Origin of the sequence: Paraclostridium sp. (genome assembly GCF_051657365.1) — a bacterium.
Lineage (GTDB): Bacteria > Bacillota > Clostridia > Peptostreptococcales > Peptostreptococcaceae > Paraclostridium.
Window position 1 is genome coordinate 1 of the sequence record NZ_JBOFKN010000035.1, and the last position, 14,444, is coordinate 14,444.

General features: G+C 26.3%; 19 protein-coding genes. 14 read left to right on the forward strand and 5 right to left on the reverse strand.

Annotated elements, in window-relative coordinates; genetic code table 11:
- The 6 genes from ACRCYC_RS02805 to ACRCYC_RS02830 form a co-directional block, all read left to right on the forward strand.
- Positions 1–485, forward strand: a 485-nt coding sequence (locus ACRCYC_RS02805; RefSeq protein WP_438617652.1) for a hypothetical protein, incomplete at its 5' end; no start/stop codon positions are given.
- 19 nt (positions 486–504) lie between these two features.
- Positions 505–1,536 carry a M42 family metallopeptidase gene (locus tag ACRCYC_RS02810; protein ID WP_438617653.1) on the forward strand — a complete coding sequence of 344 codons (1,032 nt, stop codon included), beginning with the start codon at positions 505–507 and terminating at the stop codon, positions 1,534–1,536.
- A 194-nt stretch (positions 1,537–1,730) separates the two neighbouring features.
- Complete coding sequence (locus ACRCYC_RS02815; RefSeq protein ID WP_438617654.1) at positions 1,731–2,042, forward strand: PadR family transcriptional regulator; 312 nt, start codon at positions 1,731–1,733, stop codon at positions 2,040–2,042.
- Positions 2,043–2,052: 10 nt separating this feature from the next.
- Entirely contained in the window at positions 2,053–2,772 is a 720-nt protein-coding gene (locus ACRCYC_RS02820; RefSeq protein WP_438617655.1) for a DUF1700 domain-containing protein, read from the forward strand.
- Positions 2,765–3,784: a DUF4097 family beta strand repeat-containing protein gene (locus ACRCYC_RS02825; RefSeq protein WP_438617656.1), complete on the forward strand. Its 1,020-nt coding sequence runs from the start codon at positions 2,765–2,767 to the stop codon at positions 3,782–3,784. Before ACRCYC_RS02820 ends, ACRCYC_RS02825 begins: the two co-directional genes overlap by 8 nt.
- Positions 3,785–3,895: 111 nt before the next feature.
- Positions 3,896–4,024, forward strand: coding sequence for a hypothetical protein (locus ACRCYC_RS02830; RefSeq protein ID WP_438617657.1), 129 nt, complete (start codon positions 3,896–3,898; stop codon positions 4,022–4,024).
- 97 nt (positions 4,025–4,121) lie between these two features.
- On the opposite strand, the gene ACRCYC_RS02835 is transcribed toward ACRCYC_RS02830, so the two are convergent.
- Positions 4,122–4,310: a hypothetical protein gene (locus tag ACRCYC_RS02835; protein ID WP_438617658.1), complete on the reverse strand. Its 189-nt coding sequence runs from the start codon at positions 4,308–4,310 to the stop codon at positions 4,122–4,124.
- A 222-nt stretch (positions 4,311–4,532) separates the two neighbouring features.
- Here ACRCYC_RS02835 and ACRCYC_RS02840 point away from each other — a divergent pair, with 222 nt between their 5' ends.
- Positions 4,533–5,702, forward strand: coding sequence for a hypothetical protein (locus ACRCYC_RS02840; protein WP_438617659.1), 1,170 nt, complete (start codon positions 4,533–4,535; stop codon positions 5,700–5,702).
- Positions 5,703–5,832: 130 nt separating this feature from the next.
- Positions 5,833–6,534, forward strand: coding sequence for a M15 family metallopeptidase (locus ACRCYC_RS02845; RefSeq protein WP_438617660.1), 702 nt, complete (start codon positions 5,833–5,835; stop codon positions 6,532–6,534).
- Between the two features lie 44 nt (positions 6,535–6,578).
- On the opposite strand, the gene ACRCYC_RS02850 is transcribed toward ACRCYC_RS02845, so the two are convergent.
- Both ACRCYC_RS02850 and ACRCYC_RS02855 read right to left on the reverse strand, forming a co-directional pair.
- Positions 6,579–6,899 (reverse strand): YlbF family regulator, encoded by a 321-nt coding sequence (locus ACRCYC_RS02850; RefSeq protein ID WP_438617661.1) that lies wholly within the window; start codon positions 6,897–6,899, stop codon positions 6,579–6,581.
- A gap of 192 nt (positions 6,900–7,091) precedes the next feature.
- The gene (locus ACRCYC_RS02855) at positions 7,092–7,706 is read right to left on the reverse strand and encodes a hypothetical protein (protein WP_438617662.1); all 615 of its coding nucleotides are present in this window, start codon (positions 7,704–7,706) and stop codon (positions 7,092–7,094) included.
- Positions 7,707–7,864: 158 nt separating this feature from the next.
- Here ACRCYC_RS02855 and ACRCYC_RS02860 point away from each other — a divergent pair, with 158 nt between their 5' ends.
- A complete protein-coding gene (locus ACRCYC_RS02860; protein ID WP_438617663.1) occupies positions 7,865–9,016 on the forward strand; it encodes an amidase domain-containing protein in 1,152 nt (383 codons plus the stop codon).
- A gap of 157 nt (positions 9,017–9,173) precedes the next feature.
- Entirely contained in the window at positions 9,174–9,578 is a 405-nt protein-coding gene (locus tag ACRCYC_RS02865; protein WP_438617664.1) for a CBS domain-containing protein, read from the forward strand.
- Positions 9,579–9,634: 56 nt separating this feature from the next.
- Here ACRCYC_RS02865 and ACRCYC_RS02870 read toward each other — a convergent pair whose 3' ends face one another.
- On the reverse strand, positions 9,635–10,390 hold the full coding sequence (locus ACRCYC_RS02870; RefSeq protein ID WP_438617665.1) for a peptidylprolyl isomerase: 756 nt from the start codon (positions 10,388–10,390) through the stop codon (positions 9,635–9,637).
- Between the two features lie 734 nt (positions 10,391–11,124).
- Between ACRCYC_RS02870 and ACRCYC_RS02875 the strand changes: the two genes are divergently transcribed.
- Positions 11,125–11,382 carry a TIGR03905 family TSCPD domain-containing protein gene (locus ACRCYC_RS02875; protein ID WP_438617666.1) on the forward strand — a complete coding sequence of 86 codons (258 nt, stop codon included), beginning with the start codon at positions 11,125–11,127 and terminating at the stop codon, positions 11,380–11,382.
- A 49-nt stretch (positions 11,383–11,431) separates the two neighbouring features.
- Here ACRCYC_RS02875 and ACRCYC_RS02880 read toward each other — a convergent pair whose 3' ends face one another.
- Positions 11,432–11,884, reverse strand: coding sequence for a hypothetical protein (locus tag ACRCYC_RS02880; RefSeq protein WP_438617667.1), 453 nt, complete (start codon positions 11,882–11,884; stop codon positions 11,432–11,434).
- A 345-nt stretch (positions 11,885–12,229) separates the two neighbouring features.
- Here ACRCYC_RS02880 and ACRCYC_RS02885 point away from each other — a divergent pair, with 345 nt between their 5' ends.
- The 3 genes from ACRCYC_RS02885 (at position 12,230) to ACRCYC_RS02895 (ending at position 14,383) form a co-directional block, all read left to right on the forward strand.
- Entirely contained in the window at positions 12,230–12,418 is a 189-nt protein-coding gene (locus tag ACRCYC_RS02885) for a DUF1858 domain-containing protein (protein WP_438617668.1), read from the forward strand.
- 138 nt (positions 12,419–12,556) lie between these two features.
- Positions 12,557–13,825: a SulP family inorganic anion transporter gene (locus ACRCYC_RS02890; RefSeq protein WP_438617669.1), complete on the forward strand. Its 1,269-nt coding sequence runs from the start codon at positions 12,557–12,559 to the stop codon at positions 13,823–13,825.
- Positions 13,826–13,921: 96 nt separating this feature from the next.
- A complete protein-coding gene (locus ACRCYC_RS02895) occupies positions 13,922–14,383 on the forward strand; it encodes a hypothetical protein (RefSeq protein WP_438617670.1) in 462 nt (153 codons plus the stop codon).
- The last annotated feature ends 61 nt before the right edge of the window (positions 14,384–14,444 follow it).

Here is a 14,444-nt window from a genome sequence, read left to right on the forward strand (position 1 = left end):
CTATAAGACAATATTTAGCTAATAAAGAAAATAAAAAGTTAATTTATCGTATGATAGAAAATTTTAAAGAATCCTTTAATATAATTATGACAATATTACCAAATTTAGTTATAATTATATTTGTAGGAGAGTTTTTAATAAACAATACAGGGTTAGTAAATACTATTAGCCAAATTATATATCCATTTATAGAAGCACTAAACTTACCTGAAACAGCACAAATAAGTGAGTTTGTATGTGTAGGATTATTTAATGGTAGTAGATATATAGAATTTATAAATAATGATATAGCAAATATATCTATTCTTATAGTTTTTATAATGTACATTGTGCAAACGATATCTATAACTACGAATGTATTATATATAGATAGCACAGACATACCATTAAAGAAGAGGGAGCTTATAATAATTGGATTAGAGAAAGTATTGATAACTCTAATAATAATATCTTTAGTTTATTATTTACTTATAAGTTATTTATAAATAAAGGGAGGTTTATATTATGGAATATAAAGCAGATTTAGTAAAAAAATATTTAAATGACGTGTTAAACATACCAAGTCCATCTGGATATACTCAAAATATAATGGAGTATATAACAGATGTATTGAAAAAGCTTGATGTAGATTACAAAGTTACAAATAAAGGTGCTGTAGTTGCAACTATAAAAGGTGAAGATGATAACTATCAAAAGACTTTATCTTGCCATGTTGATACATTAGGAGCTATGGTAAAAGAAATTAAATCAAATGGAAGGTTAGCTTTAACTCAAGTTGGTGGATATATGATGACTTCTGTTGAAGGGGAGTGTTGCAAAATACATACAAGAGATGGAAAGGTTTATGACGGTACAATACAAACTATAAAACCATCTGTACATATACACTCAGATTGTAGAGAATTACCTAGAGTTCCAGCAAACTATGAAGTAGTTATAGATGAAGAGGTATGTTCAAAAGAAGATACTCAAGAACTTGGAATAGAAGTTGGAGATTTTATATCATTTGATCCAAGAGTTAAGATGACTGATTCTGGATTTATAAAATCGAGACATTTAGATGATAAAGCTTCAGTAGCTGCAGCTTTATATATAATAGATTATTTAAAAATTGTTGGAATAAAGCCTAAAAATACTGTAAACTTCTTCTTTAGTAATTATGAGGAAGTTGGACATGGATCATCAGCTTCTGTTCCTGAAAATACTAAGGAATTTATAGCTATAGATATGGGATGTCCAGGAGAAGGTCAAAATTCAACTGAGTATGATGTATGTATATGCGCAAAAGATTCAGGTGGGCCATATGATTATGAGTTAACAACAAGACTTATAAACTTAGCTAAAAACAATAATATAGGATATAAAGTTGATACTTATCCTAACTATGGATCAGATGCGGGAGCAATGCTAAAAGCTGGATATGATGTTAAAACAGCTTTAATAGGAGCTGGGATATTCGCATCTCATGGATATGAAAGAACTAATATTCAATCTATAGTAGAAACAATTAAATTAGTAATGGAATATTTAAAATAAGAATATTAAAAATTAAAAGATGCACTTTATGAAATCATAAAGTGCATCTTTTTTATTTAAATAAAAAAGATAAAAAATTTAACATAGTATTGTGCAACACACAGTACTATGTTAAAATATAAATATGACGACGATAAAACAAGGTACTGTATAAAACATAGTAGTTTAATTATTAATTAGAAAGGATGGCGTGGATGAATACACAATTCAAAAAAGGTGTTTTAGAGATCTGTGTACTAGCGCTTATAGCTAAGAAAGATATGTATGGTTATGAGATAGTACAAAATATTTCTAAAGTCATAGAGGTTAATGAAGGAACTATATATCCTTTATTAAGAAGACTAACTAAAGATGAGTATTTTGAGACATATATACTAGAATCAAATGAAGGTCCTGCAAGAAAATATTATAAGATAACTCAACTTGGAAGAGAGAACTTAATTAATCTTATAAATGAATGGAAAAATTTTACAAATGCAGTTGATTATCTTATAAATTTAGATTAAGGAGGAATTAATGTTGAATAAAAGAGAATTTTTAGAGATATTAAAAGATTATTTGTCTAGCAATTTTTCAAATGATGAAGTTAATGATATATTGAGAGATTATGAAGAATATTTTATAGATGGTGAGATAGAAGGAAAAAGTGATATACAAATTATAGAATCCTTAGGATCTCCCAAATCAATAGTTAGAGATTTAGTAGGAGAAATGAAGGAAAGTAAAACTAATGATAGTAATAAAAAGTTTGATAAGATTTATGATAATTTAAATAAAATAAAATTGAAAATGAAAGACAACTACAATAAATCAAAAGAAATTATAAATAACAAGTTAACTCCAAATTTGAGAAATGAAGAAGAAGGACTATCAACTAAGTTTATAAAAGTTCTTTTGAGTGGTTTAACGTGTATACTAATGGTTATGTGGATTTTATTTATAATAATGATGGCATCGGCTGGAGTGACTATATTTGCTTTAAATATAGCTTTTATGGCTTTGTTAGGAACATCAGGGCCACTATTTGGATTAGATAATTCAATATCATCATTGATAATATTTTCAAGTATAGGAATCGTGGGGTTTGATATATTAGGAATTCAAGTCTATATGTTTATTTTAAAATTAGGTAAAAATATATATAAAAATTATATAAATTGGTTAAGAAACAAGAAAAAATATATAGTAGCAAAAGAAAGAAAAATGAGTGACAAAGGAGATGGTATAGATGAATAAAAGAGTAACGATTTTTGCAGTTGTATTAATTGCTATAGGTATTATAGGAACTATATCATCATCAATAGCAGCAGTTCCGTTTGCCACTAACTATGTAAATGAATCTATAAAAAAAGCAAATGAAGAAGTGCAAGTATATGAAAAAAAATTAGACATAAACAAGTTGAATATAGAAACTAGAAATTTGAGTGTGGAAATAAGAAAAAGTGACTCTGATAAATTGAAAATAGTACAATTAGGAAATTTTAATAATAAGACTTTGACTGTAGAGAACAAGGATAAAACATTTACTATTAAAGAAAATAATGAAGTGCAGCATATAAATGTAGAAGTTCAAGGATTTGGGGATGCAATATTAAATCTAATGAAAATGGGACCTAATAAAATAATAATATATGTACCTAATAATGTAGATATACAAGCTAATACAAATGGCGGAAGTTTAGAAATAGATGATAAGGATATATTACTTAATCAAGTGGTTTTTGCGACTAGACATGGGCAAATCTCACTACCTAAAGAGGTTAAACAATTAGATAGTTTAAAAATAAGTTCAACTGGAAACTTAGATTTAAAAGCAAGTGAACTTCTAGGTATAAAGACTGTAGATATAAGCACACAAAGTGATATTTATATAGAATCTATGCCAGATGATATGTTTATAGATAATGTAGGGAGTTTTATACCGGAGACATGTAATATAATTGCCGATAGATGCTCTCCAACTATACATATACAATCAAATATGCCTATTGCTAAAAATTTAAATATAGATAATAAATCTGGAAATGTTTATATAGATTTACCTACAGATTATTATAATATTAATTTTAATTTGAATACATTAAATGGCATATATTATGATGAAAATAATGGTTATGATAATCAAGGATATAACGAAAATAATACTTCTATGAAAAAATTTGAGGGAAGTTTCAGAGAAGCTAAAGAGAATGAAGCAAAATATAATGTAAATATAAATTCAGATGAAATAAATTTAATCAAAAAATAAACATAAAAAAGAGCTATTATTTAAATAGCTCTTTTTTGTTAATAGTTAATATTATCATTATTATTATTGTTAGTTAAGTAAGTGGCCATAGCTAACATACCTACACCTAATGTGAATTTTGCTTGTTGTTTAATTGCATATTTAGCAACAGGTACAGTTATTTTTCTAGTTTTAGGACTTACTAAGCTTATGCCTGTTAAAACAGTAGCAGATATTGCTGTAGTAGCTATAACAGGATGATTTTTAGCATAATCCTTTACATAGTCAACTGTAGTTTTAGATTCATCAAAACACTCATAACTTGTACCTAAGCAAGAATCGTTATTAGTGTCTACGTTTATATAATCTTTTTTTTTAGCATATCTTCCATATCTTGTGTTAAATCGCTACCTTTATTAACTACATCATGAGCTGTATTATTAGCTTTTGATAAAAGTTCAGTAGCTTTATCCTCTGCTTTACCTATATATTCTTGTCCTTTTTTTGTATAATCATCAATCTGATTATTCATTTTTTCATTATTCAATTAAATCACTCCAATCAACTATAATTTAGTGTTTTGATATTTCAATAATAGCTTATGTAATAATTTATATTTTATAGTAAGAAAAAAATAAATTTAAAGGTAATTTATGTATAAATTTTAGCGATTAATAGTAACCAGAAAAAGCTACTTTCATATAATTATTATTAAGCATATAAAATTGCTTAGTTAAAATAAAATACAACAAAGGGGTTTTGACTAGCTATGAGTACTATGAGAAAAAAGAAAAAATGCAATAATAGTTGTTCTGTAAATGCAGGATGTCATGCTAAAAAAGAAGTTTATTGTGAACCGTGTAAAAAGGTAGTTTATAAAAAAATGGAACCAATTAAAGAAATAAAGCCAGTTTGCTGCCCTCCAGGACCATGTAATGATTGTGAAATAAAATTCGATGATACATGTGTAAAATTAGCTCAAGAAGCAGAAAAACTTTTCAAAAAAGCTTTGGATTGTGAATGTTTAGCGGTTGATTCATATGAAGAAGCTAAGGAATTTGATAAAAAGGCTAAGGCTTTAGAAGATAAAGCTAAAAAATTAGCTAAAGAGTCTATAGATAATGAATATGAAGCTGAAAAATTGAGAAAGCAAGCAAATCAGCTTTTATGTAAATCAGAAGAACTTTGTGCTAAAGCTAAGTGTTTATATAAAGAAGCAGAAAGTGCAGGAGATGAAGCTGAGAAATATTGTGAAAAAGCTAAATGTCTATATACAAAAGCTCAAAGTGAAAATGAACAAGCGAAATGTTTATACTCTCAAGCTATGCAGTGTGATGAAAAAGCTATGAATTGTTACAAAGTAGCAGGTGAGAAAATAAAAGAATATGAAGATAAATCTAAAAAATGTGAAAGTATGATGAAAAAATGCCAAGATAAAATAAAAGGATGCTATGAAATGGACGATTGTAAGCCTATGAAGAAATCTTGTTATGTAGATTTAGGACTAGATGAACCTTGTAATGACAAATGTAATCATAATAAGCATTCTAAATGCGAAAAGAAAATAAAACCAAGTTGCAATTGTGAAGTAAAATATGTATGCCCAACACATAAAGAAAAACCGAAGAAAGAAACTAAGCAAAAATGTGGGTATGAGTATTATGATATGAATGAATATTATTACGATAAAGATGAATATTGCGATTTAGATGATATGATGTTAATAAAAGAAGAAGAGACTGGTCTATATATAAATCCTATATATAATATGGAACCAATGCAATATATGGGAGATTTTGCAATTCAGTATCCGTCTATGGATGAACCATATATGAATATCGATCAAATGGGAATGGAAGAAATGCAAGATATGTGGATGAATTATTATATGTATATGCAAAATATGATGAAAAATATGATGGGTAATATGGAAGATTAAATAATAAATAAATCAAAGCTCATAGTTTAGACTATGAGCTTTGATTTATTTATTATAAAATATAAAAAAGAGTATAATCGTGATATACTTTAGTATATTTAAAATATTTAAGGGATGTGAAAAAATATATATGAAAAAAATTAAAAAACCTCTATTTATTATAATTATTTGTTGTTTTTTTATATTTATTATTGGATGTGAAAAAGAAAAAATTAAAAGTGAAAAAATGAAAGAGGATATTAATTTTAAAAATAAGCAAGAAGAGTTTAAGCCTATTTTTACTCAATCAATTATACCTGATGATATATATAATAAAATGATTGGAAAGTCTATTCCAAATAAAAATGAGGTAGATATATCTACATTGTCTTATTTGAAAATTACACATTATGGATTTGATGATAAAACTCATTTAGGAGAGATGATAGTTAATAAAGATGTGGCTAAAGAAGTTTTGGATATATTTAAAGAATTATATGAAAAGAAATATCCTATAGATAAAATTAAGTTAATTGATGAGTATGATGCCCAAGATGATTTATCTATGAAGGATAATAATACTTCTGCATTTTGTTATAGGGAGATATCTGGGTCTAAGGTACTTTCAAATCATTCTAAGGGAATGGCTATAGATATTAACCCTCTTATAAATCCTATGGTTAAAAAAAATATTGTGAGTCCAGAAGAAGGCGAGAAATATATAGATAGAGAAGTTAATACAAAAGGCATGATAATTAAAGGGGATGCATGTTATGAAGCCTTTGCAAAACGAGGTTGGACATGGGGAGGAGACTGGGATACGTTAAAAGATTATCAACACTTTGAAAAATAAAAGAGGCTATTTAAATAGCCTCTTTTATTATTTATATTAACTTTTTATCTTGTTAATTCTTTTTCTATTTGTTTGTATAGATTTTCCATCATATTGTTGAAATTTCTATTAGCTTTCATATAGTTAGAAACTAGTGGGTGATTAAAAAACTTATCATAATCTCTATTTAACTGACTTATTTTCTTTGATGCATCCTCGATTTTATATCTTGAATATATTAAATTTTTTCTTTTAATATATTCGTCAAATTGTTTTTTTAAAACTATATTTTTATCAAGATCTTTTTTTGATTTATCCATTGTTTTAAATTCATTACTATTTTTAATACACAAAGCTAGTTCTTTTGCTTTATCGTTTATATTCATAATAAATCCCCCTTTAAATACTATAAATTTAAAACCTATAATTATATTATAAAAATAATGTATAAGTGTGACTTAAGCTTATAAATTAAAGTTGTATCAAATTTATGTTTTCCGGAATACTATATATTATGAAATATAAAGACATATAAGAACTCTACAACGTGGAAAAAGAGACCTTTAAAAAGGTCTCTTTTAAATTACACATGTTATATTTTCTTCATTTATTATATTTTCATTAGCATCATTTGGAAATAAATCTTTAATGAATATATTTCTCAAGATACCATGATTATTTTCTTGTTGGGTTTTAAATTCGAAGCCTCTACTGACAATATTATTAAGGCTATGTATGTTATCAACAGCAGCTACTGTTACTATATATTTTTTTCCTTGAGACTTAGCAATATCTATTCTTAAATCAAGTAATTTAAGTTGGAGAGAGTTTCCTCTATACATAGGATGGACCATAACAAATCCAGATATATAGGTATTTTGGAAATCTTCTACAGAAATATTTAAAGAAGCTAAGGTTTCTAAATCGTTTATATTAGGTACGTCACAAAGTGCACAAGCAATAAGCTCTAAACCAACATAACAACCTATTATGAAGCCACCATTATCGACGGTTTTTTTCAAAGCATCATAATTTCTATTTTTTAACCAATTTTTATTATCCATAGAATTACTTACTTCATTATAGAGTGTTGTTATATCTCCAAAATTTTCCTCACTTAAAAAACAGATATTTGCATATATATTATTAGTAAGAACATTATTTACTTTAGACAGTTTTACTTTTGTTAGCAACTGAGCACCTCTTTCCTTTGATTTAATGTTAGACAATTATACCATAAATTTAATTATATTTGGCTAAAAAAATGTAAAAACTATATTAAATATTGTACAGGCTTTAAAATGCTCCATATTCTTAAGGTTAAGTCTATTATTTGACAGGAGGCATAATTTTGAACATAAGAAAAACAAACAATAAAAAAGTAAGGAAAATATTAGTGCTTTTAGGAATTTGCATAATTAGTACCATAATTTTGAGTTTTAGGAAAGAAGAAAAGATTAGTGCTTTTATGAAAGCGGGAGTAGGAGTAAAAACACAAGAAGAAAGCGAAATTGTTAAATTTCAATTGTTATTAGAGAATTTATTTGATCATAGAAATAAAGCTATATTAACTAAAAATGATAAAGTTTTAAAAAAATTATATGATATAGATCATAAATTTGGACTTTGGGCATATGAACAAGAAATAACTAAAATGAAATATTTAGAAAATTGGTCATATAAACAAGGTGTTAAATTTAATGATATTAAGACTAGAGTTAAAGTTAAAAAAGTAAAAGAAAAAGAAGAAAATTTATATGGAATTATATGTTCAGTATCAACTGAATATAATTATTCTTATGAAAATCAATTAAATACTAAAAATATGTTCAGGATAGGAACTTATCATTATATCAATATGAGAATAATAGATAATGAATATATAATAACTAAAGAATGGTATACTGATCCATTTGCAGATTCGTTGCATTTAGATAATATAAAATCTGATGATATTAGAAATTATATAATGATGAAAGAGAAAAATGAAACTAATTTAATTGATGAACAAGTTAAGGCTATAAACTATGCACATAAGTTTTGTGGAGCAGCGGCAGATGAAGAGCATGGAATGAAATTTAATCCAGAATATAAAGATTTTAACCCTGATGGAGGAGATTGCGCAAATTTTGCATCTCAAATAATGTATGAAAGTGGTAAATTTAAAAAAAATGGAACTTGGAATTATAGTAGCAATGAAGGAACAAAAGCTTGGGTTAATGCACAAGGATTTAAAAACTATTTATTAAATAGTGGTAGAGGATCTTTAATATGTAAAGGTTCATTTGAAGAGATTTATAAGTTGGCTTATAATATGACTCCTGGTGATATTGTAGCATATGAAAAAGGCGGAAGAATAACTCATGTTTCAACTGTAACGGGTGTGGATTCTAGAGGGTATCCTTTAGTTACATGTCATAACACTGATAGGCTTTTAGTACCTTGGGACTTAGGATGGAGTGATAAGTCTATAAAATTTCATTTAATAAAAGTTCACTATTAATTAATATAAAAATAGCTATCTATAAATATAGATAGCTATTTCTGATTGTTAAATATAACTTAAAAGGAATTGTAATTTATTTTAATATTGAGTAATCTATGGTAAAATGATATAGAGATATTTTTAAATTTATACTACTTATTAGGAGGTGTAGTATTTGAATATACTATTTTTTATAACACCCAAAAGTGAAGTAGCATATATATATGATGACTATACAATGAGACAGGCATTAGAGAAAATGGAGTATCATAGATATTCTGCTATACCTATTATAAATCGCAATGGGGAGTATGTAGGGACTATTACAGAGGGAGATTTGCTATGGTCTTTAAAAAATGATTTAAACCTTAATTTAAGTGCCATAGAAGATGTATGTATATGTGATATAAAAAGAAGAATGGATAATAAGCCTGTATCTATAAATGCTAATATAGAAGATTTGATATCTAAGTCTATGAATCAAAATTTTGTTCCAGTTATAGATGATCAAAATATTTTCATAGGTATAATAAAGAGAAGAGATATAATTGAGTATTGCTATAAAAAGATAAAGTCTTAATATTAAAGGGATAACTAAAATTAAAAATTTTAGTTATCCCTTAATTTTTATAGATATTAGTTATTAAATTTAACTATGTCTACGAATTTAGTTTTTAAATCATTTATTTTAGAAGAATAAACTTCATTTTGTTTTTGGTACATTAAGCTTTTAGCTATTTCTTCTTTAACTTCATCTAACTCAGATTGTCCGCCTTCAACTCTATCGTCAAGTTTTATTAAGTGGAATCCAAATTGAGTTTGAACTGGACCTCTAACTTCACCTTTATCCATAGTGAATACTGCTTCTTCAAATTCAGGAACCATTTGACCTCTTGGGAAAGTACCTAAATCTCCATCAGCATCTTTAGAAGGACAAGTAGAATGTTCTCTAGCAGCTTCTTCAAATGTTATTTCGTTATTATTTATTTTATTTAATAATTCTGTAGCTTTATCTTCATTATCAACTAATATATGTTTAGCAGATGCAGATTCAGGCTTGATAAATTTCTCTTTGTTAGCTTCGTAGAAATTAGATACTTCTTCTTCACTTAATTGTATAGATGTTAATATTTTATTTATAGCATATTGCTTTAACATATTTTCTTCTATTTTCTTCATTTCAGCTTTGAAGTTTTCGTCGTTATGTAAATTTCCTTCTTTAGCTTCAAGATAGAATAATTCTTGATTAACTAAGTCTTCTAATAATCTTTTTTTACCTTCTTCAGTATTAAATTGCATAGCTTGGTATGGATCTAAGCTTTTTAAAGCATTTTCAATATCAAGGTTAGTTATTTCTTTTTCACCTATAGTGGCTAAAACAGTTCTTTCCATGGTATTAACTCCTTTATAATTTTATTTTATAGTATTAACTATCAAGATAAATGATATCAAAAAAATATAGATATGTCTAATATTTCAAAAAACTAATATCTAATAAACATAAATATCATTAAAGCAGAACATATAATGCCAACGACACCTTCTTCGGATTTGTATTTATGAAGCTTAATTGCAGATACATACATATATACAAATAAAAATAAAAGTTTAATAAAGAACCAAAATATGCTAAGTGGAAATAGGTAGTAACTAAGTGATGAAAATATAAAAGCTAAAATTGTAGTTATCTTATAGAGTATTTCTATTTTTGATTCATAGGATTTTGTATATAGCATATAACCAATATAGCTAATTATAAATAATATACAGCATGAACTATATATATAAGATAAAGAGGATGATAACTGATTGAATTTATTTTCAGTTAATATAATACCTATAAACCAAAATATAATCCAAAATGCAACAAATAATAGTTTGAAAACATTATTAAAAAAATAAGTTTATTAGATTTATTTATAATATTCAAGTTTCTCACGTCCTAATATTTAATCTATAAGAGTATACGCAGAATTCATTTAACATATTCAATATACCTTACAACTATAATTATAACGATTAATTTACATATTAAAATATATATTGAAAAATTTCATAAAATATTAACATAATTTACTATTTATATAAATAGATATAATAATAAAAAATATAATAGGGTGATGGATATGTATAGATATTATACTACTGGGGTTTGCCCCAAATCGATTTTATTAGATTTAGATGGAGATAAGTTAATAGATGTAATTTTTGAAGGGGGATGTGCAGGAAATCTAATAGGAATAAAAAATTTAATAGAAGGTAAAGAAATAGATGAAATAATAGAAATATTTGAAAAAATACCTTGCAAAAATAGGGAATCATCTTGTCCAGATCAGTTAGCTAATGCGTTGAAAATATACAAACAATATATACTGAACCAATAATAAAAAAAGCTTCTACTTAAATCAAGTAGAAGCTTTTCCTTTACTAAAATTATCTAGTTACAACTATAGCTATCTTTTCATCTTTATTATAGCTTACTTGTACTAATTGGTTCTTCTTAACTTTTTCTAATTCTTCTCCACCATACTTAATTTGTAACTTATCAACTTTTTTACCTTGTTTTATTATAGCAACATATTCTTTTTTACCTTTTTTCTCAAGACTTATTAAATTACCAACAAAAGGCTTAAAGTTTTGATATTTGTCACCTTGTTTTTTGATGTAGAAGTAAGTTCCTATAGCTAATGCTATTTCAACTCCAAGTAAAACCCAACCGTTAACTTTTAAAGAAAAACCACCAATCCATACAACTAACATTATAATCATAGGAATTATACTTTTCTTAAGTAATAGTTTTCCCATTATTTCATTAGCCTTTTTTTCTGGGCCAGTCATTGTTTTTGATCTAGCATATGATTCTGCAAATTTGTCTTTTAAGCTCATATTAATCCTCCTAGATTATCTCAAATTTAAATTATGATAACAAGTTATGCTTGAAATTAAACTATATTTATATTATGTACAAGTTTCATATTTAAATTTATATTCAAGCAAGTATAAATATATAACATATTTTATCATAAAAACATTAAAAAGAAAATAAATGAAAATGTAAAATTTTAACGGAAAATAAAATTTAATAATATTAAAAGTTTACTATTTTGTATAAGTAAGTATTGGATTATAAAATGTGTAACTTACGTTACGGAAAAAAATTAAAAAAAGGTATAATATTAAGGTATAAATGACAAAGTAAAATACGAACTATATTTAAAAGGAGATTTTAATATGAAAATAGATAAAAATATTTTAATAGGTAATTTAATAAGTGAAAATCCAGAAACTATAAATGTTTTAATGCATTATGAAATGGGTTGTTTGGGATGCCCATCAGCTCAAATGGAGACAATAGAACAAGCGGCTTATATACATGGTATAGACTTAGATGAGTTGCTTCAAAAACTGAATGAAATATAAAAAAAATGAAAGATACTTCGAACATGCAGTATCTTTTATTTTTTTTAACAATTATTTTATATTATGGGTAGACTTTAGTCAAAAATAGGACTATTATATTAAATGTTGTAATAATTAGTTTTGGAGGGAAGTGTTTAAGTGTTACCAAAGTTATTTAAAATGATTAAAAATAATGAATTAACCAAAGACCAAGTAGGTAAAGATATAATATCAGGTATTATAGTTGCTATAATAGCTCTTCCTTTATCTATAGCTTTAGCCATATCTTCTGGGGTATCCCCTGAAAAAGGACTTATAACTGCTATATTTGCAGGATTTGTAATATCTTTTTTAGGTGGTAGCAAAGTCCAAATTGGTGGACCAACGGGAGCATTTGTTGTAATTGTTTATGGAGTAGTTAAAACGTATGGAGTAACTGGACTTATAACAGCTACAATGATGGCAGGAATTATATTAGTAGTCATGGGGCTACTTAGATTTGGGTCTTTAATAAAATATGTGCCACAAACTATTACAGTAGGATTTACTAGTGGTATAGCAGTTACTTTACTTACAACTCAGTTAAAGGACTTCTTCGGACTTGAAATAAAAGATGTTCCAGCTGAATTTATAGAGAAAATAGAAAGTTACATACATCATATATCTACATTTGATACAGTTTCATTTCTAATTGGACTAGCCTGTATTTTAATTTTAGTTTACTGGCCTAAGGTAAATAAAAAAATACCTGCTTCAATAATCGCATTAATATTATCTACATTAGCTGTAAATTTATTTAATTTACCAGTTGATACTATAGGGTCTAGATTTACTCAAATCTCCTCATCTATACCGAAACCACAAATACCGCATTTAGATATACAAACAATTACAAGTTTAATAAAACCAGCGATGACAATTGCCTTATTAGGAGCAATAGAATCGTTACTTTCGTGCGTTGTTTCTGATAATATGATAAATGATAAACATGATTCTAATATGGAATTAGTAGCACAAGGACTTGGAAATATAGCTTCTTCAATATTTGGAGGAATTCCAGCTACAGGAGCTATAGCAAGAACGGCAGCTAACGTTAAAAGTGGAGGAAGAAGTCCTATAGCAGGTATGGTTCATGCTGTAACTTTATTACTTATAATGGTTATACTTATGCCACTTGCGAAGCTTATACCAATGACAACACTAGCAGCTATACTTATAGTGGTTTCATACAATATGGGAGAATGGGGACACTTTAAGGAATTGCTATCTTCAAGTAAAGCAGATGTTGTAGTTTTAGTTACAACTTTTGTATTTACTGTAGTATTTGATTTAGTATTTGCAATTGGTATTGGAATGGCACTTCACTATATATTAAAGTTTATAAAAGACAGAAGTAAAAAATCAGAGGACGAATTAGAAGTTGCATAGTAAATATAAAAAAAGCATGAATTAGTAGTATAATTCATGCTTTTTTTATATAAAAATGGGAAGAATATATTATAATATCTATTTTTGGAGGTTTATATGAAAAGAATATTATTAATATTAACATTAATTTTAACTATGATTACATTTACAATTGCTTGTTCTAAGGATGTTGTTGAAAATAAAAAAGAAGATATAAAAATTATTCCAACTGGATTGTCTGATGAAATGGGAGAAGGAAATATTACTGTCACAACTCCAACATCTTCCTCAGAAGGGGGAACTATTCCTATCATACATATAGATGAATATAGAGGCCTTTCTCAACTTGGACTTAAATCTGATGGATTTTATAATTCAAAGCCTAGTTATATATACATAGATGGGAAATTAAATGCAATTGAAAAATTAGGTGAATTAAATTCATTAACCTTAACTATTTGCGAAGAGGATTTAAGTGAAGGAATACATAAAATTGAAGTTGTTCAATTTGAAAATGATAAAACTAGTGGGACACCTGTAATTTATAAAAATTGCAAATACGAAATAAAGAAAAAATGATTTGTTTAAAAAATAACTTTATTTAAAAATATTGTAGTAGATTTATTTTATTGTTAATATT

Excerpts from the sequence above, each read along its gene's own strand:
- ACRCYC_RS02810 (WP_438617653.1), top strand. The coding sequence starts at position 505 with ATGGAATATAAAGCAGATTTAGTAAAAAAATATTTAAATGACGTGTTA.
- ACRCYC_RS02815 (WP_438617654.1), top strand. The coding sequence starts at position 1,731 with ATGAATACACAATTCAAAAAAGGTGTTTTAGAGATCTGTGTACTAGCG.
- ACRCYC_RS02820 (WP_438617655.1), top strand. The coding sequence starts at position 2,053 with ATGTTGAATAAAAGAGAATTTTTAGAGATATTAAAAGATTATTTGTCT.
- ACRCYC_RS02825 (WP_438617656.1), top strand. The coding sequence starts at position 2,765 with ATGAATAAAAGAGTAACGATTTTTGCAGTTGTATTAATTGCTATAGGT.
- ACRCYC_RS02840 (WP_438617659.1), top strand. The coding sequence starts at position 4,533 with ATGAGTACTATGAGAAAAAAGAAAAAATGCAATAATAGTTGTTCTGTA.
- ACRCYC_RS02845 (WP_438617660.1), top strand. The coding sequence starts at position 5,833 with ATGAAAAAAATTAAAAAACCTCTATTTATTATAATTATTTGTTGTTTT.
- ACRCYC_RS02850 (WP_438617661.1), bottom strand. The coding sequence starts at position 6,899 with ATGAATATAAACGATAAAGCAAAAGAACTAGCTTTGTGTATTAAAAAT.
- ACRCYC_RS02870 (WP_438617665.1), bottom strand. The coding sequence starts at position 10,390 with ATGGAAAGAACTGTTTTAGCCACTATAGGTGAAAAAGAAATAACTAAC.
- ACRCYC_RS02875 (WP_438617666.1), top strand. The coding sequence starts at position 11,125 with ATGTATAGATATTATACTACTGGGGTTTGCCCCAAATCGATTTTATTA.
- ACRCYC_RS02880 (WP_438617667.1), bottom strand. The coding sequence starts at position 11,884 with ATGAGCTTAAAAGACAAATTTGCAGAATCATATGCTAGATCAAAAACA.
- ACRCYC_RS02885 (WP_438617668.1), top strand. The coding sequence starts at position 12,230 with ATGAAAATAGATAAAAATATTTTAATAGGTAATTTAATAAGTGAAAAT.
- ACRCYC_RS02895 (WP_438617670.1), top strand. The coding sequence starts at position 13,922 with ATGAAAAGAATATTATTAATATTAACATTAATTTTAACTATGATTACA.